This window comes from Cellulosimicrobium sp. KWT-B (genome assembly GCF_002127155.1).
GTDB classification, from domain to species: Bacteria; Actinomycetota; Actinomycetes; order Actinomycetales; family Cellulomonadaceae; genus Cellulosimicrobium; species Cellulosimicrobium funkei.
The window spans coordinates 699,999-723,086 of record NZ_NEDO01000001.1 but is presented as its reverse complement, the minus strand read 5'-3'; the positions used below and the strand labels follow the sequence as shown (position 1 = coordinate 723,086).

Genomic DNA, 23,088 nt, shown 5'->3' with positions numbered 1-23,088 from the left:
CTACCGCCTCCCGACGAGCCGGCGGCGCTGTCGCTGGACGAGGCTGGCCTGGAGGTCGACGAGCGGCGAGCCGTCGGGCGCGGTGTCGGGGCGGTGCCACGTGCCGTCGGCATCGAGGTGCCACGACGCGGTGCGCTCGGACATCGACGCGTCGAGCAGGTCGAGCAGCTCCATCACCTGGTCGGGGTCGGTGATGCGCACGAGCGCCTCGACGCGGCGGTCGAGGTTGCGGTGCATGAGGTCGGCCGACCCGATGAACACCTCCGGGCCGCTCTCCGGGCCCTCGCCGATGGCGGGGCCGGCGGAGTTGGCGAACGCGTAGATGCGCGAGTGCTCGAGGAAGCGCCCGAGGATCGAGCGCACGCGGATGTTCTCGCTCAGCCCGGGCACGCCCGGGCGGACGGCGCAGATGCCGCGCACCACGAGGTCGACCTTCACGCCCGCCTGCGACGCCCGGTAGAGCGCGTCGAGCGTCGTCTCGTCGACGACGGAGTTGACCTTGATCTTGACCCACGCCTCGTGGCCCTCGCGCGCGGCGACCGCCTCGCGGTCGATCCGCTCGACGAGGCCGGAGCGGACGGTGCGGGGCGCGACGAGCAGGCGGTGGAACCGCGACTGCGGCGCGTACCCGGAGAGCTGGTTGAACAGGCGCGTGAGGTCCTGCCCGACGTCGGGGTCGCACGTGAGCAGGCCGTGGTCGGTGTACAGGCGCGCCGTCTTCGGGTGGTAGTTCCCCGTGCCGACGTGGCAGTAGCGGCGCAGGCCGTCCGACTCCTGGCGCACGACGAGCGAGAGCTTGCAGTGCGTCTTGAGCCCGACGATCCCGTACACGACGTGCACGCCCGCCTGCTCGAGCTTGCGCGCCCACGAGATGTTGGCCTGCTCGTCGAACCGGGCCTTGATCTCGACGAGCGCGAGCACCTGCTTGCCCGCCTCGGCCGCGTCGATGAGCGCGTCGACGATCGGCGAGTCGCCCGACGTCCGGTACAGCGTCTGCTTGATCGCGAGCACCGCCGGGTCGGCCGCCGCCTGCTCGAGGAACGTCTGCACCGACGTCGAGAACGAGTCGTACGGGTGGTGCAGCAGGACGTCGCGCTCGCGGATCGCGGCGAACACGTCCGTCGGTGACGAGCTCTCCACCTCGGCGAGGAGGCGGTGCGTCGTCGGGACGAACGGCGGGAAGTGCAGGTCGGCACGGTCGAGGTCGGCGATGAGGTTGAGGCCCGTGAGGTCGAGCGGCAGCGGGATCTCGTACACCTCCTCCTCGACGACGCCGAGCTCGCGCACGAGCAGCGCGCGGATGCGCGCGCTGATGCCCGGCGTGAGTTCGAGGCGCACGGGCGGGCCGAACCGGCGGCGCAGCAGCTCCTTCTCCATCGCCTGGAGCAGGTTCTCCGCGTCGTCCTCCTCGACCTCGACGTCCTCGTTGCGCGTGACGCGGAACAGGTGGTGCTCGCGCACCTCCATGCCGGGGAAGAGGTGGTCGAGGTGCTGGGCGATGACCTCCTCGATCGGCACGAACGACGTCGGCCCGCGGTCGGGCGACGCCGTCTGCGACGTCGGCGCGCTCGGGCGTCCCCGCGCGTCCACGGCGATGAACCGCGGCAGCAGCGGTGGCACCTTGACGCGCGCGAAGTGCTCCTTGCCCGTCGTCGGGTTCGCCACCACGACCGCGAGGTTGAGCGAGAGCCCCGAGATGTACGGGAACGGGTGCGCCGGGTCGACGGCGAGCGGCGTGAGCACGGGGAAGATCTGCTTGCGGAAGAACTTGTGCAGGCGCTCCTGCTCGCGCGTCTCCAGCTCGTCCCAGTGGACGAGCGTGATGCCCTCGGCGGCGAGCGCCGGCTGGACGTCGTCGGCGAAGACCCGCGCGTGGCGGTCCATGAGCTCGTGCGCGCGCTCGCTGATCGCGTCGAGCACCTGGCGCGGCGACAGCCCCGAGGCGGCCGTGACCGCGATGCCCGTCGCCATGCGGCGCTTGAGGCCGGCGACCCGAACCATGAAGAACTCGTCCAGGTTCGACGCGAAGATCGCGAGGAACCGCACGCGCTCCAGGAGCGGCTGGCTCGGGTCCTCCGCGAGCTCGAGCACGCGCTGGTTGAACGCGAGCCAGCTCAGCTCGCGGTCGGCGAACCGGTCGTCGGGCAGCGGACCGAGGTCGAGCTCCGCACCGACCGGTTCGATCTCGGGCTCCTCGGCGATGTGCTCCGCGATGTGCGCGGCGAGGTCCGGGTCGAGGGTGCGCTGCGTGGACGTGTCGGTCATGGGTTCATGGTGGCACCAGTTGATGAACGGTGCGTGACGCGGGTCACCGCGCGGTCGGCGCGGGGGTCAGCGGGCGGGCCGCGCGTACTGCACGTGCACGGCGCGCCGCACGAACCCCGCCCGCTCGTAGGTCCGCACCGCCGGGACGTTGTCGCCGTCCACGTACAGCACCGCCGTGCGTGCCCCACGCTCCGCGAGGTGCGCGAGCCCGACGGCGGTCAGCAGCCGCCCGAGCCCCTCGCCCTGGGCGGACGGGACCACCCCGACGACGTAGATCTCGCCCTCGCGTGCGCCGTCCGGCTGGCCCGTCGGGATCTTCGTCCACACGAACCCGACGAGCTCGGGCGCGCCGTCGCCGGGTGCCGGGTCGCGCTCGAGGAGCAGGAGACCGGCGGCGTCGAACCAGTCCTCGCGCATCCGCGCACGCAGGTCGTCGACCGTGAGCCGCCCCTGCTCCGGGTGGTGCGCGAACGCGAGCGCGTTGGCCCGGACCCAGGCCGCGTCGTCGTCCCCGGGCACGAACGCGCGCAGCCGCAGACCCGCCGGGACGGCGGGGCGCGGGTGCTCCGCCGGGCCGCCCAGCGGGCGCTCGAGCACGAGCAGCTCCCGCACGACGCCGTACCCCGCCCGCGCGGCGAGGGCCTGCGCCGCGGGCAGGTCGCCGTGGGCCCACACGCGCAGCGGCGGGACGTCCCTGCCGGGGGAGGGCGCGCCGTCCGTCGCGGCCCCGTCCGTGGCGCGCTCGTCCGCAGCGCGCTCGTCCGTGGCGCGCTCGTCCGTGGTGCGCTCGGACGGGCGCGGCTCGACGGCGCGGTCCGCGGCGCTCCCGAGGAGGTGGAACCCGAGGCCGTGGCCGCGGTGCGCCGGGCGCACGACGAGCTCCGCGCTCGGTGCGTCCCCGCGCTTGTCCACCTGGGCGTAGCCCGCGAGCTCGCCCCCGCGCCACGTGAGGAGGTGCACGACGTCGTCGGTCGCCTCGCGCAGGTTGAGCAGCGGCTGCTCGGAGAGGGGAGCCACGCCGTCCTCCCGCTCCGCCGCCGCGGCGAGGTCGTGGACCTGCGCGATCTCGACGTCGTCGATGAGCGGCCCGGTGTGCCAGAGGATCGCGGTCTCCACCGGTCCATCTTGCCCCCGGCGCCCGCGCACGACCGAACGCGCGCCGCCCGCGCCCGCGGGACGCCGTCCTCGCGGCGGGAAGGTTCGGGCCGGGGTGACGGTTGTCACGTCCGTGAGCGAGCGGCCGTGAGGCGCGGGACCCGGGGGGCCGCGTCGGCCTGCCCGCCCCGCCGTCGTCCGACCGGTCGGACGACGGCGAGGGGCTGAGAGGCAGGGCGGCATGGGCGCGTGCGCGGTCGAGGAGGCGGCGGAGGTCGCAGCAGGGCGGGTCCCGGTCCCGGTGACGGTTCCGGCCCGACCGGTCGGGGAACCGACGGGACCGGCCGTCTGGTCGCGGGACTTCCGGTTCTACTTCACCGCGCGCAGCGCGGGGCTGCTCAGCTGGGCGATGCTCCCGGTCGCGGTCTCGGCCGGGCTGCTCGCCTCGGGCTACGGGCTCGCGGTCGCGGGGTACGCGATGGCGTTCCTCGTCGCCCCGTTCGCGGGGCTCGTGCTCTTCGGCGGCGTGCTCGCCGACCGGTTCACCGCGCGCCGGATGATGATCGTCGCCGACCTCGCGAACCTCGCCGCGCACGTGCTCCTCGCGGTCCTGTTCGTGCGGGGGATCGACCACCTCTGGCACCTCTACGCCCTCCTCGCCGTCGCCGGCACGGCCAACGCGCTGTTCCAGCCCGGCGCCGCGTCGACCGTGCCGCTCGTCGCGCGCGACGTCCAGGGGGCCAACGGCGTCCTGCGGACCTCCGAGGCGATCACCGGGCTCGGCGGCCCGGCGCTCGCGGGCGTCCTCGTCGGGTTCGGGTCGACCGGCGGGGTGATGATCCTCTCCGCCGTCGCCTACGCGACGAGCGCGCTGTGCCTGCTCGCGCTCCGGCTCGGCGTCGTGCCGGCGCCCCCGGCGGGCGCGGGCCTGTGGCGCAGCCTGGCCGTCGGGTGGCACGAGTTCCGCTCCCGCACGTGGCTGTGGGGCGTCGTCGTCATCTGGATGGTCTACGCGGTGCTCGCCTGGGGGCCGCAGCTCCCCCTGGCGGCGAGCGTCGTCGTGCCGACGCACGGGGCGACCGCGTTCGGCGTGCTTAACAGCGCGCTCGGGGTCGGGACCGTGGTCGGCGGGCTGCTCGCGATCCGCTACCGGCCGCGGCGGCCGCTCGCCGCGGGCGCCGTGGCGCTCGTGGCCTACCCGCTCTACCCGCTCGGCCTCGTGCTGGGCTGGCCGGTCTGGGCGCTCGCCGTCGCGCAGGTGCTCGTGGGCGTCGGGGTCGGGGTGTGGGGCGTCATGTGGGCGACGAGCGTCCAGACGCAGGTGCCCGGCGACGTGCTCAACCGGGTCCACGCCTACGAGGTCGCGGGGTCGGTCGGGATGTACCCGATCGGGGCCGCGCTCGCCGGTCCCGCCGTCGCCGCGTTCGGGACGGACCGGGTGCTCCTGGTGGGCGCGGTCGTGGGGACGCTCACGGTCGTGGCGCTCCTCGCCGTCCGGCCGATCCGCACGCTCGGGCGGGTCCCGGACCTCCCCTGAGCGCGGCCGCACGCGCGGCGGCGCGTCGCCGAGCACGGGGTTGTTCGCCGTCGACCATGGGGTTGCGGTCGTTCAGAGCGCGATGACGACGGCAACCCCGTGCTCGGCGCCTCACCTCGGGGTGGGGAAGGTTCTGTCGGGGCGGGTCGTTGTGGTCGGCGTGAGCGAGCGGACCCAGGGGCGAGAGACAGCGGCACCGGGCACGGCGGGCGCGGACCTGCTCGGCCCGGGCGGGGCCGTGCACGACGTCGTGGTCGTCGGTGCGGGCCAGGCCGGGCTGTCGTCGGCGTACCACCTGCGGCGCGCCGGGCTCGACCCGCTCGTGCTCGACGGCGGTCGCGGCCCGGGCGGCGCGTGGCAGGACCGCTGGGACTCGCTGACCATGGCCGAGACGCACGCGGTGCACGACCTCCCGGGCGTCCCGCTCCCGGCAGGCGACCCCGGCGAGCGCGCCAACGTCGCCGTCCCGCGCTACTACGCCGCGTACGAGCGCGAGAACGACCTGCGCGTGGTGCGACCCGTCACGGTGCACGACGTGCGCGACGACCACGACGACCCCGCGCTCCTGCTGGTCCGCGCCACGGTCGGCGCCGGGCCGGACGCGCGCGACGTCGTCGTCCGCACGCGCACGCTCGTCAACGCGACCGGCACGTGGACCCGCCCGTTCTGGCCGCGCTACCCCGGGATGGAGACGTTCCGCGGGCGGCAGCTCCACACGCACGACTTCCGCTCCGCCGAGGACTTCGCGGGGCAGCACGTGGTGGTCGTCGGCGGCGGGGCGTCGGCGACGCAGCTCCTGCTCCAGATCGCGCCGCACGCGTCGGGCACGACGTGGGTGACGCGCCGAGAGCCCGTGTGGGTCGAGGAGGAGTTCTCGCCCGAGCTCGGCCGGGCCGCCGTCGCGCGCGTCGCGGAGAGGACGGCCGCGGGGCTGCCGCCCGGGAGCGTCGTCTCGGTCACGGGCCTGCCGCTCACGCCCCGCTACCGCGCGGGGATCGCGAGCGGGGTGCTGCGGCGTCGGCCGATGTTCGCGCGCGTCACGGCGACCGGCGTCGAGTGGGCCCCCGGCGCGAACGACGACGGGCTCCTGCACCAGCCCGCCGACGTGATCCTCTGGGCCACCGGGTTCCGGGCCGCGCTCGACCACCTCGCGCCCCTCGGCCTGCGCGCGCCCGGCGGCGGGATCGTGCTCGACGGCACGACCGCGGCGAGCGACCCGCGCGTCCAGCTCGTCGGCTACGGGCCGAGCGCCTCGACGATCGGGGCCAACCGGGCGGGACGCGAGGCGGCGCGCGGCGTGCTGCGGGCGCTCGGCCGACAGCCCGGCAGCAGCCCTGCGGCAGGATCTCGGCGGCCGGTGGCGGTGTGAGGGCTCGTCAGCGCCCGCCGCGGAGCCCTAGCGTGCACCCGTGAGCACCGAGTCCTCCCAGGCCCCCGACCCGCACCCCGCGCGCGAGCCCGCCCCGACCGTGGTCGACGCGCCCGCCCTCCCCACGCAGCGCCGCACCCTGACGACCCTCGCCGCGACCCAGGTGCTGTCCGGCGTCGGGGTCGCGAGCGGCATCGCCGTCGCACCGCTCGTGGCGTCGGCGCTGTCCGGGTCCGACGCCATCGCGGGGCTCACCTCGACCTCGGGCGTCGTCGGCGCGGCGCTCGTCGCGCTGCCGCTCGCCCAGGTCGCGGGCCGACGCGGCCGGCGGCCGTCGCTCCTGCTCGGCTTCGGCCTCGCGACGGGCGGCGCGGTGCTCGCGACGGTCGCCGTCCTGCTGGGCTCGTGGCCGCTGCTCGTCGTGGCGATGCTGCTCTTCGGCTCCGGCACGGCCGCCGGTCTCGCCTCCCGCTTCGCCGCGACGGACCTCGCGACGCCGCAGCGCCGGGCCCGCGACCTGTCCGTGGTGGTCTGGGCGACGACCGTCGGGTCCGTCGTCGGGCCGACGCTCGCGGGCGTCGCCGACCGGGTCGCCGGGCCCGCCCTGCGCCTCGGGGACGCGCACGCCCAGCACGGGAGCACCGCGCCGAGCGCGGCCCCGTTCGTGCTCGCGACGCTCGCGTTCGCCCTCGCGGCGACCGTCGTCGCGGTGTGGCTGCGCCCGGACCCGCTGCTCGCGTCGCGCGCGCCGTCGGTGGCGGGTGCGGCGGGGTCCGTCGCGGAGGGTTCCGGCGCGACGGTTTCGGGTGCGTTGGCCTCCGGCGCGTCGGGTGGCGACGGGGGTGCGCCGGGCGCGGGCGGCGCGCCGGGCCCGGCGTCGTGGCGCGACGGCCTGCGCGCCGGCTGGGCCGTCGTCGCGGCCAGCCCGACGGCGCGCCTCGCGCTCGGCGCGATCGTGCTGAGCCACCTCGTCATGGTCGGCCTCATGTCCATGACCCCGGTCCACATGAACCACGGCGGCGCGACGCTCCAGGTCGTAGGGCTCGTGATCAGCGCCCACATCGCGGGCATGTACGCGCTGAGCCCCGTCGTCGGGTGGCTCGCGGACCGGCTCGGGCACGCGCGCGTGCTGTACGCCGGGGGAGTGCTGCTCCTCGCCGCGGCGGTCGTCGTGGCGGGCGCGCCGGGCGAGGACTCCGCGCGCCTCACGGTCGGCCTCGTGCTGCTGGGGCTCGGGTGGTCGTGCGGGCTCGTCGCCGGGTCGGCGCTGCTCGTCGACGCGACGCCCGGCCCGTCGCGCACCGCGGTGCAGGGCCTGTCGGACCTCGCGATGAACACGGGCGGCGCCGTCGGCGGCATCCTCGCGGGCGCGATCATCGGGTTCTCGTCGTACGGCGCGCTCGCCTGGGGTGCAGCGGTGCTCGTCGTCGTGTCGGCGGTCGTGGCGGCTCCGCTCGCGCGGCGGGCCGCGCTCCGCTGACGACGGCCGCCGATCTCGCGGGGTGGGCGGCTGCAGCCAGGGTCAGGCGAGCACGGCCGGGAGCGCCGTGCGCTCGTCTCGGCGGACGGCGCCGACCTGCGCCGGGGTGAGGAACAGCGCCCGGGAGAGGTCGGTGCCGCGGGCGTCGGCGCCTCGCAGGTCGGCGCCGAGCAGGTCCACGGCGTCGAGCCGCGCCCCGCGCAGGTCGGCACCGAGGAGCAGCGCGCCCCGCAGGTCCGACGCCGTGAGGTCCAGCCCGCGGAGGTCCGCGCCGACGAGGTCCGCCCCCGGCCGCAGCCGACGTCGCACCCCCGCGCCGGGAGCCCGGAGCGTCGGCGGGGCGTCGGGCGGGGCCGCTGCGCGGGCGGTGCCGTGCGGCGACGCGGCGCCGCGGCGGCCGTCCCGGTGCCGGCGGTCGCGCGCCTGCGAGCTGTCGCGCGTCGCGCCGCGCGCCGCGTCGCGCACGAGCGCGCTCGCCCGGTCGACCAGCGGGCCGACGGCGCGACGGACGGCGCCGACGTCGAGCGCGAGCAGGTCCGCCGCGGCGAGGTCGGCGAGCGGTGCGGTGCGGTCGAGCGCCTGCCGGGCGTCGTCGTGCACGGCGGCGGCCGCGGGGAGCACGAGTACCTCCGTGAGATACCAGAGCAGCTCCTGGAGCTGCGTGACCACGGGCAGGGCGGCGAACGCCTCGCGCGCGGCGGCGGGGTCGTCGCGCCAGGTCGCGCCGTCGTGCGCCGCCCGGACGGCGGCCGTCACGCGCTGGCCCGCGCCCAGGCAGTCGTAGGCGACGCAGCCGGGGAAGCCGGACTCGGGCAGCCGGGCGTGGATGCCGCAGCCGAAGTCGGTGCGCAGGTTCGGGCAGGGCGTGCCCGCGGGCTTGTCGATCGCGAAGTCGGCGGACCGCACGAGGTGCAGGCCCACGCAGCACAGGCCCGTGCAGCGGGAGCAGTCGCTGCGCAGGTCGAGCTGCTCGACGAGGAGGGCGCGGCCGTCGGCCGCGGGGACGCGGGGCACGCCTCGACGCTACGCCGTCGCGGGGACGCCGGGCACGGGCATATCGCCGTGCGCACCGGCCGGGCGGTCGGCGCACGAGAACGGGGCCGGTGCCGTCGTCGCGCGGACGACGGCACCGACCCCGTGGTCGACGAGCGGCGCGTCAGTCGTCCGAGGACGACGGCTTCTGCAGACCTGCCGAGATGAGCTCCATCACCGACGAGTCCGCGAGGGTCGTGGCGTCGCCCACCGTCCGGTTCTCCGCGACGTCGCGCAGGAGGCGGCGCATGATCTTGCCGGACCGCGTCTTCGGGAGCTCGGGCACGACGAGGATGCGCTTCGGCTTGGCGATCGGGCCGATCTCCTTCGCGACGTGGTTGCGCAGCTCCGTCTGCACGGCGGCCGCGCCGTCGGCGTCGGACGCCCGGCCGGCGTGCTCGCCGCGCAGGATGACGAACGCGACGACGGCCTGGCCCGTGAGGTCGTCGCTCGCGCCGACGACCGCGGCCTCCGCGACGATCTCGTGGGAGACCAGCGCCGACTCGATCTCCGTGGTGGACAGGCGGTGCCCCGAGACGTTCATGACGTCGTCGACCCGGCCGAGCAGCCAGATGTCGCCGTCCTCGTCCTTCTTGGCGCCGTCGCCCGCGAAGTAGATGCCCGGGAAGCGCGACCAGTACGTGTCCTTGAAGCGCTCGAGGTCGCCCCAGATGCCGCGCAGCATCGACGGCCACGGCTCGGACAGCACGAGGTACCCGCCGCCGCCGTTCGGCACGGAGCGCGCCTCGTCGTCGACGACGTCCGCCACGATGCCCGGCAGCGGCACCTGGGCGGAGCCCGGCTTGGCCGCCGTGACGCCCGGCAGCGGCGAGATCATGATCGCGCCCGTCTCCGTCTGCCACCACGTGTCGACGATGGGCGTGCGGTCGCCGCCGATGACGCGGCGGTACCACATCCAGGCCTCGGGGTTGATGGGCTCGCCCACCGACCCGAGCACGCGCAGCGACGACAGGTCGAACTTGGCGGGGATCTCCTCGCCCCACTTCATGCACGCGCGGATCGCCGTCGGCGCGGTGTAGAGGATCGAGACCCGGTACTTCTCGACGATCTCCCACCAGCGGCCCTGGTGCGGGGAGTCCGGGGTGCCCTCGTAGATCACCTGCGTCGCGCCGTTGAGGAGCGGGCCGTAGACGACGTACGAGTGGCCCGTGACCCAGCCGATGTCGGCGGTGCACCAGTAGACGTCGGTGTCGGCCTTGAGGTCGAACACGTTGCGGTGCGTGTACGCCGCCTGCGTGAGGTAGCCGCCCGTGGTGTGGAGGATGCCCTTGGGCTTCCCCGTGGTGCCCGACGTGTAGAGGATGAACAGCGGGTGCTCCGCCTCGACCCACACCGGGGTGTGCATCGTGTCGGCGGCCTCGAGCGCGTCGTGCCACCACACGTCGCGGCCCTCGGTCCACGCGGTGTCCTGGCCGGTGCGGCGCACGACGAGGACGTGCTCGACCGTCGTCGGCTCCGCGCCGTCCTTCGGCGCGAGCGCCTCGTCGACCGCCGGCTTGAGCGCGGAGGCCGCGCCGCGGCGGTAGCCGCCGTCGGCCGTGATGACGAGCTTCGCCTCGGCGTCGGCGATGCGGCTGCGCAGCGCGTCGGCGGAGAACCCGCCGAACACGACCGAGTGCGGGGCGCCGATGCGCGCGCACGCGAGCATCGCCACGACGGCCTCGACGACCATCGGCAGGTAGATGACGACGCGGTCGCCCGTCTCAACGCCGAGGGCCGCGAGCGCGTTGGCCGCGCGCGAGACGTCGCGCTGCAGCTCGGCGTACGTGACCGTCCGGGTGTCGCCCGGCTCGCCCTCGAAGTGGATCGCGACCCGGTCGCCCAGACCCGCCTCGACGTGGCGGTCCACCGCGTTGTACGCGGCGTTGAGCGTGCCGTCGGCGAACCAGCGCGCGACGGGCGCCTGCGACCAGTCGAGGGTCTCGGTGAACGGGGTCTGCCACGTGACGAGGTCGTTCGCCTGCCGCGCCCAGAACGCGAGCCGGTCGGCCCGCGCCTCCTCGTACAGCTCGGGCTGCGCGTTCGCCTGCGCGGCGAACTCGGGGCTCGGGGGGAAGCTCCGGGTCTCGTGGAGGAGGTTCTCCAGGCTGGACGTGGTGGCCGCTGCTGCGGCCTCGGGCTCGTTCTCTGGCACGCTGACCTCCGGTGCGCATCGACTCTGGTGCGGTCCCGCCGACCGCGGCGGCCGCCCGGGGGCGGCGTGACGGTACGACGGTACGACGGGGCGGACGGCCGCACGACCGGGGCCCCGACCTGGCGAGTGTAGACCTCCCGCGGTGAGCGCGGTCACATCCGTCCGGGATTCGGCGAGAGTGCTCGCAAAGGAGCGGGTGAGCGCCCGGGACGGCGGGGGATCACGCCGTCGGACGGCCCGCCGGGCGCCCCGGCGCGCTGTTGCCGCGCGGAGGGTGGTGCCCCACCATGGGCTCACGTTCCTCGCGGAGCGTACGGCCTCACGGCGAGGCACAGGGGGCGGGTTGGCGTACGCGGCGGTGCGGGGCGCGCGGTCGCGCCCTGCCGCGCCCGCACGCCGGGACGGCGGCGTCGACGTCGCGTCCCGGGACCGCGTGCTCGCCGTCGCCGTGGCCGCCGGGCTGCGCGCCGTCGGCCGCTGCGGGGCGCGGACGGTCCCCGAGGACGCCCTCCGGCCGGGGTCCGGCGGCCGCCGCGGGCTCGTGCTCGTGGCCGACGACGCGGGCTCCCTCCCCGGCCCGCCGCTGCTCGCGGTCCTGCGGCGCCCGGGCCCGGTCGTGGTCGTGGGCGGCGCGGTGGCGGCGGACCGGCTGCTCGTCGCCGCGCGGGCAGGCGCCCTGGTCGTCGCCGCGGAGCGGCCGTTCGGCGACCAGGTGCGGACGGTCGCCCGCATGCTCGCGGGGGACGTGCGCGCGGGCGACGCGCTGCTGGTGGACCAGCTCGTCGGGGTCGTGCGCGACCGCCGGGCGGTGGCGTCGCTCACGGGCCGGGAGACCGAGGTGCTGGAGCACCTCGCGGGCGGTCGGTCGGTGGCCGAGATCGCTGCTGCGCTCGTGCTGTCGGTCGCGACCGTGCGCGCCCACGTCCGCTCGATCCTCGGCAAGCTCGGCGTCTCGTCGCAGCTCGCGGCCTCCGCCGCCCTGGCGCGGGCGCGGGGCGGCCGTCCCGTCCGCAGATAGTCAGAACTGACGATGTGGGGCGGTCGGCGCCCGGCGGATCCTGGCGACGGACCCGGACGAAGGCACCGGGCCGACGGCGGGGCGACGCAGCCCCGCCGACGCACGAGAGGGGGCACGACATGCTGGTGGTCTGCACACAGGACGACGACATCCGCGAGGCCGTCGAGAGGCACGGTTCCGGGGCGGACGCGTGGGGCGAGGTCGTCCTGCTTCCGAAGGGCTCACGGGCCGCGGCGGAACGGGCGCTCGTCGCGACGCTCGCGACGGCGCGGGGCCCGGTCTGCCTGTCCGCGCACGGCAACGACGAGGAGATCGGCGACGAGGGGAACGGCGCCGACGACTGGGGGTGGAACCGGCGGCAGGTCGCACGGCTCCTCGCCCGGGTGCCCGGGCCGGTCGGCCCGGTGCTCGTGCACGCGTGCGCCGAGAACGTCTCCAACTTCTCGGCGGGGCTCGCCCTCGCGCTCGAGGAGGAGCGGGCGCTCGAGGGCGTCTGGGTCTACGGCTACAACCGGCCCGTCCCGGCGGACGCCCGCTACCCGCGGCCGGACGCGCTGAGCAGGCAGGTCGACCTGCAGGGCACGCAGGTCGTCTTCTGACCTCGCGCCACGGGGGCGGGGCGGTCGCCGCGCTCCGACACCGCACCACACGTCATCGGAGGAAGTCATGTCGCTCGTGAGAGACATCGTCAAGCAGTTCGACAACAGCGACGAGCTCGCGCAGACGCAGCGCGAGGTCGTGGAGTCGCTCGCCCGGCTCGGGGAGACCAAGGCCGAGCTGTTCGAGGCGAAGATCCAGGAGTCGCTCCGCGGGGCGGGAGGCACGAACTCGACCGTGCCCATCACGTCCATCCTCGCGTCCAAGAAGGAGGTGCACGCCTTCACGTCCACGTCGGCGGAGCACCTCGCCGACACCGTGAAGTCGTCGCTCAGGTCGTTCGTCTCGGGGACGGCGGACAGCATCATCGACGGGGTGGGCGGCCTCATCTCCGAGGCTCTCACCGTGTTCCTCGGCGGCGCGTCGGCGTCGACGGGCACGATGGAGGAGTACTACGTCGTGACCGAGGGCCTGTCCATCGTCCGGGTGGACCTCAAGGCGTGGTACCTCAACGTCTCGGCCCGCGGCATCTACGAGAAGATGGAGCGCATCAGCGCGTTCGTCGCGGTCAAGTCCACGGTGGACCTGACGAAGATCGACTTCAACACGTTCCTGTACCTCTACCAGAACCAGCTGACCGCGGCTCACCTCGACAAGAACCAGGTCAAGCAGGCGCTGCAGGAGGCGAAGGAGATCTACCAGGAGTTCAACGGGGCCGGCCTGCGCACGCAGGCGGTGCACCACATCACCCGGGCTCCGGGCAGCACGGCGCCGCGCTCGTCCTGACGCGGGGACGACGGCGGGTGCGGCGCCCCCTGGGACGCCGCACCCGCCGTCGGACGTGTGCCGACCGCCTCCGTGGGTGCCGTCAGCGCGCCCGGCGCTGGCGCACGGCCTCGTACAGCACGACCGTCGTCGCGCTCGCGGCGTTGAGCGAGCTCGCCGAGCCGAGCATGGGGATGCTCACCATGACGTCGCACGCCTCGCGCCAGCCCGCGCTGAGGCCGGTGGTCTCGTTGCCCGTGACGACGAGCGTCGGGCCTGTGAGGTCGTGGTCGGCGAGCTCGACGTCGCCGTGCTCGTCGGTCCCGAGCAGGGTCAGCGGGACCCCGGAGGAGCGCTGCGCGGCGACCCAGTCGAGGACGTCGCGCCCCGCGGGGACGCGGACCGTCGGGACGGAGAAGATCGAGCCGGTGCTCGCGCGCACGGCGCGCGGGTCGTACGGGTCGGCCGCGTGCCCGGCGACGACGAGCCCGCTCCCGCCGAACGCGTCGAGCGACCGCGCGACCGTCCCCACGTTGCCCGGGCTCGTGGGCCGGTCCAGCACGACGCCGAGGAAGTCGGCGCCCACGGTGCCGCCGCCGATCCGGTCGAGGTCGTCGGGCGGCGTCGCGACGACGGCGAGGAGCTCGGGCGTCTCGTCCTCCTTGCCGCCGAGCTCGCGCAGGAGCGCGGACGACACGGCGAACCGCTGCGCGCGGACCCGGTCGAGCATCGTGCGGGCCCACGACGACAGCGACCGGTCGGCGTCGACGAGCCACGTCCGCACGGTCCACCCGGACTCGACGGCGAGCGTGATGGGCCGGACCCCCTGGACGACCATCTCGCCCGCCCGGTGCCGCTTCGTGCGGTTGGTGAGCAGGGCCTCCCACTGCTGGAACGCCGCGTTGCGGGTCGTGACGCGCTGCACGCTCAGGCCTCCGGGGCGGTGGTCGGGGCGGACGTCGTGGTCGCGACGCGCGGGAGGCCACCGGTCAGCGCGGGAGGCTCGGCGACGCCGTCCTCCCGCGCGGCGCGCTCGACCGCCGCGGCGACGAGCGTCGTCACCTCGGGGTTGAACACGCTCGGGATGATGTAGGTCGGGTTGAGCTGGTCCTCGTGGATCGCGGACGCGAGCGCGCGGGCGGCGGCGAGCAGCATCGCGTCGGTGATCCGGTGCGACCGCGCGTCGAGCAGGCCGCGGAACACGCCCGGGAACGCGAGCACGTTGTTGATCTGGTTCGCGAAGTCGGAGCGCCCGGTGCCGACGATGGCCGCGTGCTCCGCCGCCTCGACCGGGTCGACCTCGGGCCGCGGGTTCGCCATCGCGAACACGATGGCGTCGGGGGCCATGCGCGCGACGTCGTCGCCGGTGAGGACGTCCGGCGCGGAGACGCCGATGAACACGTCCGCGTCGACGACGGCCTCGCGCAGCGTGCCGGTGACGCGCCGCGGGTTCGTGTTGACCGCGGTCCACGCGAGGGACGGGGACAGGCCCGGGCGGCCCGGGTGCACGACGCCCTCGATGTCCGCGACGACGACGTCGTGCGCGCCCGCCGCGAGGAGCAGCTTGAGCACCGCGGTCCCGGCCGCGCCCGCGCCCGAGAGGACGATGCGCACGTCGGGCAGCTCCTTGCCGACGACCTTGAGCGCGTTGGTCAGCGCGGCGAGGGCCACGATGGCCGTGCCGTGCTGGTCGTCGTGGAACACGGGGATGTCGAGCTCGGCCCGCAGCCGCGCCTCGATCTCGAAGCACCGGGGGGCCGAGATGTCCTCGAGGTTGATGCCCGCGAACACGGGCGCGATCGCCTTGACCGTCCGCACGATCTCGTCGACGTCGGTCGTGTCGAGCGCGATGGGGAACGCGTCGATGTCCGCGAACCGCTTGAACAGGGCGGCCTTGCCCTCCATGACGGGCAGCGACGCGAGGGGGCCGATGTCGCCCAGCCCGAGCACGGCCGACCCGTCGGTGACTACCGCGATGGTGTTGCGCTTGATCGTCAGGCGACGGGCGTCGTCGGGCTTGGCGGCGATGGCCTCGCACACGCGCGCGACGCCGGGCGTGTAGATCATCGACAGGTCGTCGCGGTTGCGGATCGGCACCTTGGACTCGATCTTCAGCTTGCCGCCCAGGTGCAGCAGGAACGTGCGGTCGGAGACGCGGTCCACGACGACGCCCGGGAGCGCGCGCAGCGCCTCGACGATCTGCCCGGCGTGCTCCTCGCCGCGCGTCGCGACCGTGACGTCGACCGTGATGCGTTCGTGGCCCGACGCCGTCACGTCCAGGGCGGTGACGATGCCCCCGGTGTGCTCGATCGCCGTCGTCAGCTCGCTCACGGCGGTGGGGCGGGCCTCGACCTGGAGGCGGGCGGTGATGGAGGAGGAGACACTCGGCGCTGACGTCATGGGCCCCAGTATCGCCCGGCCGGCGGGCCGCGACGCGGGAACGGGGGGCGTGAGCCCGGACACGACGACGGCGCCCTCGCGGACGCCGTGGTCGCCAGCGGCGGCGGTGAACAGGCGCGCTCGCTCCAAGTCGCTGCAACGGGTCGGGGGCCGTCGTGGCCTGGTCCGCCCCGGTCAGCGCGTCCTTCGGTGGACTGCCCTGCGCGTGGGTACCGCCGCGGTGCTGTTGTCCCTCCATCACAGCCCGCCGGGGCGGCGGGCGCAAGCGCTCCGAGGGTTCTTCCACACCGTGTTCTACCGGGGTTCGAACACGCCGGTGCGGTTGGTCCGGGAGGTCCGGATCGGGCCCTTCGGCGGTCGTCCGCGGACGCCGGACGCGCGGGTCAGCCGCGCGGGCGGCGACGCTGAAGAGGGTCAGCCGCGCGAGCGGCGGCGCCAGGCCCGCCACACGAGCCACCCGACGACGCCGAGCCCGACGAGGCCCGCGGCAGCGAGCACCGGCGTCGGCGCGGCGAGCTGCGAGCGCAGGGCGACGGGCCGCGAGAACGTCAGCGCGCCCCACCCGTGCTCGGCGGCGAGACGACGCAGCGTCCGGTCGGGGTTGACGACGAACGCGTGGCCGACGGCGCTCAGCATCGGCGCGTCGGTCACCGAGTCCGAGTACGCGTAGCTCGCCGCGAGGTCGTAGCCCTCGCGCTCCGCGAGCTCGCGCAGGGCGACGGCCTTGTTCTCGCCGTACGCGTAGAAGTCGATCGCGCCGGTGTAGCGCCCGCCCTCGACGGCCATCCGGGACGAGATGGCGTGGTCGGCGCCGAGCACCGCGGCGATGGGCTCGACCACCTCGCTGCCCGAGGCGGAGACGATGACGACGTCGTGCCCGTGCTCGTGGTGCGACTCGATGAGCTCGACCGCCTCCGCGTACACGACCGGGTCGATGTGCTCGTGGAGCGTCTCCTCGACGATGCGGGAGACGGTCGCGACGTCCCAGCCGGTCACGAGGTTCGACAGGTGCGCGCGCATGCGCTCCGTCTGGTCCGCGTCGGCCCCGCCCACCATGAACAGGAAGTGCGCGTACGCGCTGCGCAGCACGTCCCCGCGGTTGATGAGCCCGCCCGCGAAGAACGGCCGCGAGAACGCCGCGGCCGACGACGTCGCGATGATCGTCTTGTCCAGGTCGAAGAACGCGGCGACCCGGCCGGCGCGCGGCGGGTCCGTCGGGTCCGGGAGCGGGGTCACGGTCGCGAGCCTAGCGGCGGAACGTGGCCGTCCCCAGGAGCGCTCGCCGACCGGCCCGTCCCCAGGGCGAGTGACGGGCCGACGGCGGCCCGCGCCCAGGGGGCACGGTGGTCCCCGGTCGACGGAGGGCGGGGGAGCGCGATGGACGGAGCGGTCGTGGCGGTGGTCGGTGCGCGCGGCGGGGCGGGGGCGAGCGTCGTCGCCGCGTCGTTGGCACGGGCGGTCGCGCGGCGGCGCGCGCCGACGTGCCTGGTCGACCTCTCCCTCCTGGGCGGGGGCCTCGACGTCCTGCTCGGCGTCGAGCAGGACCCGGGCGTGCGCTGGCCGGACCTCGCCGACGCGCGGGGCCGGATCGACGGCGACGACCTCCTCGCGCGCCTGCCCCGCTGGGGCACCGTGCCGGTCGTCAGCACCGAGCGCGGCGGGGGCCCGGAGCAGGCGGCGCTCGCCGACGTCGTCGCCGCGCTCGCCGAGGCCACGGCGGCGAGGTCCGGGGTGCTCGTGCTCGACGCCGACCGCGCGGCCCTCGGGGCGGGCGCGGCCGGGGCGTCGCTGCTCGAGGCCTGCGACGAGGTGCTCCTCGTGACCCCGCTCGACGTCGCCGGGGTCGCGGGCGCCGCCGCGGTGCGCGACCGTCTGCCGGGCCGGGCCGCCCTCGTCGTGCGCGGCCCCGCGCCCGGTCGGCTCTCGCCGCCCGAGGTGGCCGCCGCCGTCGGGCTGGACGTCGCCGCCACCGCCGGGTGGGACCGCGCGCTCGCCGGCGCGGTCGAGCGGGGGCACGGGCCGTGCGTCGGGCGCGGGCCGGTCGTCCGGGCCGGTCGCGAGCTCGCCGCGCGCTACCTCGGGCCCGCCCGGTGAGCGGGCGGGAGGCGCGTGCGCCGCGCGGTGGGCGTGGTCGTGACGGGGGTGTCGCGGACGTGGCGCAGCGCCGCGGGGAGGCGCCGCCGCGTGCCGAGCGCGGCCGGGTCGCCCTGCTCGACGGGGTCCGGGACCGCCTCGTGCGGTCGGGCGACGAGCCGGGCGGCGCCACCGAGGCGCTCGGCGACGCGGCCGTCGCGGACGCGCTGCGGGCGTCGGGCCGGGTGCTCGGCACGACCGCGCTGCGCGAGCTGACCCGGACGGCCCACGCGGAGATCTTCGGGGCCGGGCCGCTCCAGCGGTACCTCGATGAGCCCGGCGTGACGGACGTGCTCGTCAACGGGCCCGACGACGTGTGGGTCGACCGCGGGGCCGGGCTCGAACGGGTCGAGGTCGCGCTCGGCGGCCCCGAGGCGGTGCGGGCGCTCGCGGTGCGCCTCGCCGCGGCGGGCGGGCAGCGGCTCGACGACGCGTCACCCGTCGTCGACGCCCGCCTCCCGGACGGGACGCGCCTGCACGCCGTCGTCGCGCCCGTGTGCGCGACGGGGGCCGTCGTCTCGCTGCGCGTCCTGCGGACCCGGACGTTCCGGCTCGACGACCTCGTCGCGGGCGGCACCGTCCCGCACGCGTGGGAGCCGGTGCTGCGCGGCCTCGTCGCGCGGCGCGCGAACGTCCTCGTCTCCGGCGGCACCGGCACCGGCAAGACGACGCTCCTCGCTGCCCTCCTCGCGCTCGTCCCGCCCGACGAGCGGGTCGTCTGCGTCGAGGAGGCGCGCGAGCTCGACCCGGACCACCCCCACGTCGTCCCGCTCACCGCGAGGCGGCCCAACGTCGAGGGCGCGGGCGGCGTGGACCTCGCCGACCTCGTGCGCGCCGCGCTGCGCATGCGGCCCGACCGCATCGTGCTGGGCGAGTGCCGCGGGCCGGAGGTCCGCGAGGTGCTCATGGCGCTCAACACGGGCCACGACGGCGGCCTCGCGACGATCCACGCCAACGACGTCGAGGTGGTCCCCGCCCGGCTGGAGGCGCTCGCGGCGCTCGCGGGGATGGACCGGGCCGCCGTCGCCGCGCAGGCCGCGGGCGGGCTCGACGTCGTGCTGCACCTGCGCCGCGTCCGCAGCGCGGGCACGACCCGGCGCGTCCTCGCGCAGCTCGGCGTCGTGCGGCAGGACGAGCGCGGCGCCCTGCGCGTGGACGTCGCGGGGTCGTGGGACGGGACCGTCGTGCCGCCGGGCGGTGGGTCGCCCTGCGGCGGGTCGACGGTAAGCGGGTCGCCAGGCGGCGGGTCGACGGGCGTGGCGGGGCCGGTCGCGGGACCGGCGTGGGACGAGCTCGTGGGGCGGTGGTCCGCATGACGCGACGACGCGCCCGGGGCCTCGGCGCCGGTGCGGCCCGGACGGTGCGCGGCGGGGGAGTACGCGCATGACGGTCCTCGTGGGTCTCCTCGTCGGTGGCGCGGTCTGGTGCGCCACGGCCCGGGGCGGTCGGTCGGCGCGCCAGGTCGTCGGTCGGTCGGCGTCGCGGGCCGTGCGGTGGTCGGTCCTGCGCCGTCCGGCCCGACCCCAGGCGGTGCCCGAGCTCGTGCGCGTCGTCGTGACGCAGGTGGGGGCGCTCCTGCGGTCCGGAGCCGCACCGGGTGTCGCGTGGGGTCGTGCGGTCGGGGTCCGGGTCGACGGCGGGGGTGTCCCGCGGGTCGCGGACCTCGCGCCGCACGTCGGCGGCCCGGCGACGGCGCGTGCCCTCGTCGCGGCGTGCCGGCTGGCCGCGGAGCTCGGTGCGCCGCTGGCGACCGTGCTCGACGAGGTCGCCGTGTCCGTGGCCGCGGACGCCGAGGCGCGGGCCGAGCGGGAGGCGGCGCTCGCCGGACCGCGCGCGACCGCCCGCGTGCTGCTCTGGCTCCCGGTCGTCGGGGTCCTGCTCGGCTACGTGCTGGGCGCCGACCCGCTCGGCACGGCGACCGACGGCGGCCTCGGGACGGCGGGCGTGCTCCTCGGGGTCCTGCTGCTCGTCGCGGGCCGCACGTGGTCCGCGCGGCTCGTCGAGCGGGCGCGCACCGCGGGGGACGACCGGTGACCACGCGGCGCGCGGAGCGGCCCGCCCGGGAAGGAGAGCACCGGTGACCCTCGTCCTCGTGGCGCTCTGCGTCCTGGTGGGCGCGGCGCCGTGGTGGTCCGCACGCACCGAGGCCGGACGGCGCGCCGTCGCCGTCGGGCGGGCAGCGCCCGGGCCCGACGATCCCGCCGACGGCCCGGGCGGCCGACGGCGCCGGGGCGACGGCCGCGAACCCGGCATCGAGACCGGGGTGCTCCTCGAGCTCCTCGCGGCCGCCGTCGGGTCGGGGGCGGCGATCCCGCGAGCGCTCGACGTCGTCGGGTCGTGCGTCGGGGGCCGCGACGGTGCGGGGCTGCGATCCGCCGGCGCGGCGCTCCTCCTCGGGGCGTCGTGGGACGGGGCCTGGGCGGGTGCGCCGCCGCGGCTCGGGGTCGTCCAGCGCGCGTTGCGGCCCGCGTGGCTGCACGGCGCTGCTCCGGCGTCGTCGCTGCGGGCAGCGGCCGGGGCGTCGCGCCAGGACCGGACCGGAGCGGCCAAGGCTGCCGCGGCACGGCTCGCCGTGCACCTCGTGCTCCCGCTCGGCGCGTGCTTCCTGCCCGCGTTCGTGCTCGTCGGGCTGCTGCCGGTCCTCGTCTCCCTCGGGGCGGGTCTGCTCTCCGGATAGGCGTCGGAGGTCCGGAGGCAGAGGCGGGCGTCGGTGTGAATATCGGGCCGGGGCCGGGGCCGGGGCCGGGGCCGGGGCCGGGGCTGGGGCCGGGGCCGGGTCGGGTCGGGTCGGGTCGCTACGGTGGCCGCATGGACCGGTCCCCTGTCTCCGATGTGCCTGCTGCGCTCCGGGACGACGCCTGGCGGGGCGTCGGGAGCGGCGAGTCCTCGGCCCGCGTGCTCGTCAGCGCGGACGGCGCACGGCACGCCAAGGTCGTGGGCCCGGACCAGGCGGCCGACCTGGCGGAGGAGCGGGACCGCGCGCTCTGGGCGGCTGAGCGCGGGATCGTCGTCCCCGAGGTGCTGGCGTGGGAGGACACGGGGGAGCAGGCCGTCCTCGTGACGCGCACGGTGCCGGGCGTGCCCGCCGACACGGTCCGCCCCGACCAGGTCGACCACGCCTGGACGAGCGTCCTCGCGGCGGCGCGGACCCTCCACGACCTCTCCGTGGCCGACTGCCCGTTCGACCGGAGCCTCGACGCCATGGTCGCCCTCGCCCGCGACGTGGTCGACGCCGGCCGCGTGCACCCGGAGTTCCTGCGGCCGGAGCAGGAGTCCCGTGACCCCGCGGACCTCCTCGCGGAGCTCATCGCCGAGCTGCCGTGGCGGCGGGAGCAGCAGGCGACGGACCTCGTGGTCTGCCACGGCGACCTGTGCCTGCCCAACGTCCTGCTCGACCCCGAGACGCTGGAGCTCCGCGGGTTCATCGACGTCGGGCGGCTCGGGGTCGCCGACCGGCACGCCGACCTCTCCCTCCTCCTGGCGAACGCCCAGGACACCTGGCCGGAGCACGCGCGTGCCCTGGAGGAGTCGCTCGCGCCGCGCTACGGGTCCCCGGTCGACCCGGGCAGGCTCCGCTTCCACCTCGAGCTCGACCCGCTCACCTGGGGCTGACCGCGTGCCCTGGTGACCGGGGCTGCTCGCCCGACCCGTCGACGGGGTGCTGGTGACGCAACGCGCCGACGGGGTGCTGACCGCGCGACGGGGTGGGCCCTGGAGGCTGTTGGTTGCGCGTCCTGTCGACGGGGTGCTGATCGCGCGACGCGGTGGGCCCTGGAGGCTGTTGGTTGCGCGTCCTTGTCGACGGGGTGCTGATCGTGCGACGGAGTGCTGGTGGTTCGACCCGTCGACGCGGGCGGAGCGCGCGCTGCCGTGCACAGGTCGTCGTCTTGAGGGCCCGTCCACCGACGCCCCGCGGTGGGGTGCGGCAGGGGTGCAGGTCCCGGCAGGGTCTCCCCGACCGCCCGCACGACGCGGGCCACACGAGGGGAGCCGGAGATGACACGACAGCCGCGACGCGCGTTCGCGCGCCTGACGGGGACGAGCACGGGGCAGGACGGCGAGGCGGGTCTCGCGACGGCGGAGTACGCCATCGCGACGGTCGCGGCGGCGGGCTTCGCCGGGCTGCTCATCGTCGTGCTGAAGAGCGGCGAGGTGCGCGAGATGCTGCTCGGCATCGTGCGCAGCGCGCTCTCGCTGGGCTGAACCCGTGCGACGGGACGCCGGGGCGGAGAGCCGCCGGCCGAGGGGTCGGGTCCGTGAGGGCAGCGAGCGCGGTGCGGTCACGGCCGAGCTCGCGGTCGCCCTGCCGGCGGTCGTCCTGGTGCTCGTCGTGGTCCTCACCCTCGCCGCGGCGGCGGGCGCCCAGATGCGCTCCGCCGACGCGGCGAGGGCCGCCGCCCGGGCGGTGGCCATCGGTGAGGACGACGCGACGGTGCGCGCGACCGCGCTCCGGGTCGCCGGAGCCGGCGCGACGGTCGGCGTGCTGCGCGGCGACCCGTGGGTCGAGGTGCGCGTCACGACGCCCGTCGTGGGCGGGTGGCTCGCCGGGTCGCCGTTGCGAGCGAGCGGCGCGGCAGTCGCGTGGGCCGAGCCGTGACCGCGGGGCGGCCTCCGCGGGGGCGGTGCACCGAGACCGAGACCGAGGCCGAGGCCGAGACCGAGACCGAGACCGAGACCGAGACCGGGTCCAGCACCAGGACCCGTACCGAGACGCAGGCTGGACGCGGGACCGAGACCATGGCCGGGGCTGGCACCGACGGACGAGCGGGTGCGAGGCTCACGGGGGCCGTCCGCCCAGACCCCGAGCACGGAGCAGGCACGGTGCTGGTGCTCGGGGTCGTCGCGGCGGTCCTCGTGCTGGCGCTCGCGCTCGCCGGGCTCGCGCAGGCGCAGGCGGCGCGTGGCACCGCGCAGACCGGAGCCGACCTCGCGGCGCTCGCGGCGGCGACGGCGGTCCGCGACGGGTGGGAACCTTGCGGCCGGGCGCGCGAGGCCGCGGCGCGCAACCGGGCCGTGGTCGTCGCGTGCACGGAGCAGGGCGCCGGGGTCGTCCGGGTGGACGTCGAGTCGAGCGCCGGCGTGACGTTCCTCGGCGTCACGCTCGGCCGCGCGACCGCCGCCGCCCGCGCCGGCCCGGCGAGCGCGCGATGAGCGGCCGCCACCGGCAGGGGCAGAGGTCCGTCGGACGGCGCGAGCGTTGTGACCGGCGGGCGCGGTCCTTCGTGGGACGGGTGCGGTCAGC

At 76.4% G+C, this 23,088-nt stretch carries 21 protein-coding genes; 14 read left to right on the top strand and 7 right to left on the bottom strand.

Annotated features, from left to right (window positions below; all coding sequences use genetic code 11):
• Positions 1-2,265, bottom strand: a complete 2,265-nt coding sequence (locus B9L22_RS03085) for an RNA degradosome polyphosphate kinase (protein WP_086149164.1) — start codon at positions 2,263-2,265, stop codon at positions 1-3.
• Positions 2,266-2,331: 66 nt separating this feature from the next.
• Positions 2,332-3,381 carry a mycothiol synthase gene (gene mshD / locus B9L22_RS03080; RefSeq protein WP_233139660.1) on the bottom strand — a complete coding sequence of 350 codons (1,050 nt, stop codon included), beginning with the start codon at positions 3,379-3,381 and terminating at the stop codon, positions 2,332-2,334.
• 220 nt (positions 3,382-3,601) lie between these two features.
• Here mshD and B9L22_RS03075 point away from each other — a divergent pair, with 220 nt between their 5' ends.
• From B9L22_RS03075 to B9L22_RS03065, 3 genes are all read left to right on the top strand, one after another.
• Positions 3,602-4,897 (top strand): MFS transporter, encoded by a 1,296-nt coding sequence (locus B9L22_RS03075; protein WP_086149162.1) that lies wholly within the window; start codon positions 3,602-3,604, stop codon positions 4,895-4,897.
• Positions 4,898-5,114: 217 nt separating this feature from the next.
• On the top strand, positions 5,115-6,266 hold the full coding sequence (locus B9L22_RS03070; RefSeq protein WP_233139799.1) for an FAD-dependent oxidoreductase: 1,152 nt from the start codon (positions 5,115-5,117) through the stop codon (positions 6,264-6,266).
• Between the two features lie 40 nt (positions 6,267-6,306).
• Positions 6,307-7,746, top strand: a complete 1,440-nt coding sequence (locus B9L22_RS03065; protein ID WP_198947186.1) for an MFS transporter — start codon at positions 6,307-6,309, stop codon at positions 7,744-7,746.
• A gap of 42 nt (positions 7,747-7,788) precedes the next feature.
• On the opposite strand, the gene B9L22_RS03060 is transcribed toward B9L22_RS03065, so the two are convergent.
• Positions 7,789-8,760, bottom strand: a complete 972-nt coding sequence (locus B9L22_RS03060) for a pentapeptide repeat-containing protein (RefSeq protein WP_086149160.1) — start codon at positions 8,758-8,760, stop codon at positions 7,789-7,791.
• Positions 8,761-8,902: 142 nt separating this feature from the next.
• Positions 8,903-10,933, bottom strand: coding sequence for an acetate--CoA ligase (acs, locus tag B9L22_RS03055; RefSeq protein WP_086149159.1), 2,031 nt, complete (start codon positions 10,931-10,933; stop codon positions 8,903-8,905).
• Positions 10,934-11,276: 343 nt separating this feature from the next.
• Between acs and B9L22_RS03050 the strand changes: the two genes are divergently transcribed.
• The 3 genes from B9L22_RS03050 to B9L22_RS03040 all read left to right on the top strand — a co-directional run bounded on the left by B9L22_RS03050 (position 11,277) and on the right by B9L22_RS03040 (position 13,334).
• Positions 11,277-11,951, top strand: a complete 675-nt coding sequence (locus tag B9L22_RS03050; RefSeq protein ID WP_086149158.1) for a response regulator transcription factor — start codon at positions 11,277-11,279, stop codon at positions 11,949-11,951.
• Between the two features lie 125 nt (positions 11,952-12,076).
• Positions 12,077-12,550, top strand: a complete 474-nt coding sequence (locus B9L22_RS03045) for a hypothetical protein (protein WP_086149157.1) — start codon at positions 12,077-12,079, stop codon at positions 12,548-12,550.
• Between the two features lie 67 nt (positions 12,551-12,617).
• The gene (locus B9L22_RS03040; protein WP_086149156.1) at positions 12,618-13,334 is read left to right on the top strand and encodes a hypothetical protein; all 717 of its coding nucleotides are present in this window, start codon (positions 12,618-12,620) and stop codon (positions 13,332-13,334) included.
• An 82-nt stretch (positions 13,335-13,416) separates the two neighbouring features.
• Here B9L22_RS03040 and B9L22_RS03035 read toward each other — a convergent pair whose 3' ends face one another.
• The 3 genes from B9L22_RS03035 to B9L22_RS03025 form a co-directional block, all read right to left on the bottom strand.
• A complete protein-coding gene (locus B9L22_RS03035; RefSeq protein ID WP_369824786.1) occupies positions 13,417-14,238 on the bottom strand; it encodes an RNA methyltransferase in 822 nt (273 codons plus the stop codon).
• 2 nt (positions 14,239-14,240) lie between these two features.
• Positions 14,241-15,713, bottom strand: a complete 1,473-nt coding sequence (locus B9L22_RS03030; RefSeq protein ID WP_086149640.1) for an NAD-dependent malic enzyme — start codon at positions 15,711-15,713, stop codon at positions 14,241-14,243.
• A gap of 414 nt (positions 15,714-16,127) precedes the next feature.
• Positions 16,128-16,949: an HAD family phosphatase gene (locus B9L22_RS03025; protein ID WP_061266569.1), complete on the bottom strand. Its 822-nt coding sequence runs from the start codon at positions 16,947-16,949 to the stop codon at positions 16,128-16,130.
• Positions 16,950-17,090: 141 nt separating this feature from the next.
• Between B9L22_RS03025 and ssd the strand changes: the two genes are divergently transcribed.
• The 8 genes from ssd to B9L22_RS02985 all read left to right on the top strand — a co-directional run bounded on the left by ssd (position 17,091) and on the right by B9L22_RS02985 (position 22,997).
• Positions 17,091-17,807, top strand: a complete 717-nt coding sequence (gene ssd / locus B9L22_RS03020; protein ID WP_086149155.1) for a septum site-determining protein Ssd — start codon at positions 17,091-17,093, stop codon at positions 17,805-17,807.
• 59 nt (positions 17,808-17,866) lie between these two features.
• Positions 17,867-19,162, top strand: coding sequence for a TadA family conjugal transfer-associated ATPase (locus B9L22_RS03015; RefSeq protein WP_369824785.1), 1,296 nt, complete (start codon positions 17,867-17,869; stop codon positions 19,160-19,162).
• A 67-nt stretch (positions 19,163-19,229) separates the two neighbouring features.
• On the top strand, positions 19,230-19,880 hold the full coding sequence (locus B9L22_RS03010) for a hypothetical protein (protein ID WP_086149154.1): 651 nt from the start codon (positions 19,230-19,232) through the stop codon (positions 19,878-19,880).
• 43 nt (positions 19,881-19,923) lie between these two features.
• On the top strand, positions 19,924-20,523 hold the full coding sequence (locus tag B9L22_RS03005; protein WP_086149153.1) for a type II secretion system F family protein: 600 nt from the start codon (positions 19,924-19,926) through the stop codon (positions 20,521-20,523).
• Between the two features lie 131 nt (positions 20,524-20,654).
• Entirely contained in the window at positions 20,655-21,458 is an 804-nt protein-coding gene (locus B9L22_RS03000) for an aminoglycoside 3'-phosphotransferase (RefSeq protein WP_086149152.1), read from the top strand.
• 384 nt (positions 21,459-21,842) lie between these two features.
• On the top strand, positions 21,843-22,049 hold the full coding sequence (locus tag B9L22_RS02995) for a DUF4244 domain-containing protein (protein ID WP_043655695.1): 207 nt from the start codon (positions 21,843-21,845) through the stop codon (positions 22,047-22,049).
• Between the two features lie 4 nt (positions 22,050-22,053).
• A complete protein-coding gene (locus tag B9L22_RS02990) occupies positions 22,054-22,443 on the top strand; it encodes a TadE family type IV pilus minor pilin (RefSeq protein ID WP_086149151.1) in 390 nt (129 codons plus the stop codon).
• A gap of 140 nt (positions 22,444-22,583) precedes the next feature.
• Positions 22,584-22,997 (top strand): Rv3654c family TadE-like protein, encoded by a 414-nt coding sequence (locus tag B9L22_RS02985; protein WP_086149638.1) that lies wholly within the window; start codon positions 22,584-22,586, stop codon positions 22,995-22,997.
• Positions 22,998-23,088 lie beyond the last annotated feature (91 nt).

Coding starts and splice junctions, on each gene's coding strand:
- B9L22_RS03030 (WP_086149640.1), bottom strand. CDS start 15,713: ATGACGTCAGCGCCGAGTGTCTCCTCCTCCATCACCGCCCGCCTCCAG.
- B9L22_RS03085 (WP_086149164.1), bottom strand. CDS start 2,265: ATGACCGACACGTCCACGCAGCGCACCCTCGACCCGGACCTCGCCGCG.
- B9L22_RS03000 (WP_086149152.1), top strand. CDS start 20,655: ATGGACCGGTCCCCTGTCTCCGATGTGCCTGCTGCGCTCCGGGACGAC.
- ssd (WP_086149155.1), top strand. CDS start 17,091: ATGGACGGAGCGGTCGTGGCGGTGGTCGGTGCGCGCGGCGGGGCGGGG.
- B9L22_RS02985 (WP_086149638.1), top strand. CDS start 22,584: ATGGCCGGGGCTGGCACCGACGGACGAGCGGGTGCGAGGCTCACGGGG.
- B9L22_RS03040 (WP_086149156.1), top strand. CDS start 12,618: ATGTCGCTCGTGAGAGACATCGTCAAGCAGTTCGACAACAGCGACGAG.
- B9L22_RS03010 (WP_086149154.1), top strand. CDS start 19,230: ATGACGGTCCTCGTGGGTCTCCTCGTCGGTGGCGCGGTCTGGTGCGCC.
- B9L22_RS03075 (WP_086149162.1), top strand. CDS start 3,602: ATGGGCGCGTGCGCGGTCGAGGAGGCGGCGGAGGTCGCAGCAGGGCGG.
- B9L22_RS02995 (WP_043655695.1), top strand. CDS start 21,843: ATGACACGACAGCCGCGACGCGCGTTCGCGCGCCTGACGGGGACGAGC.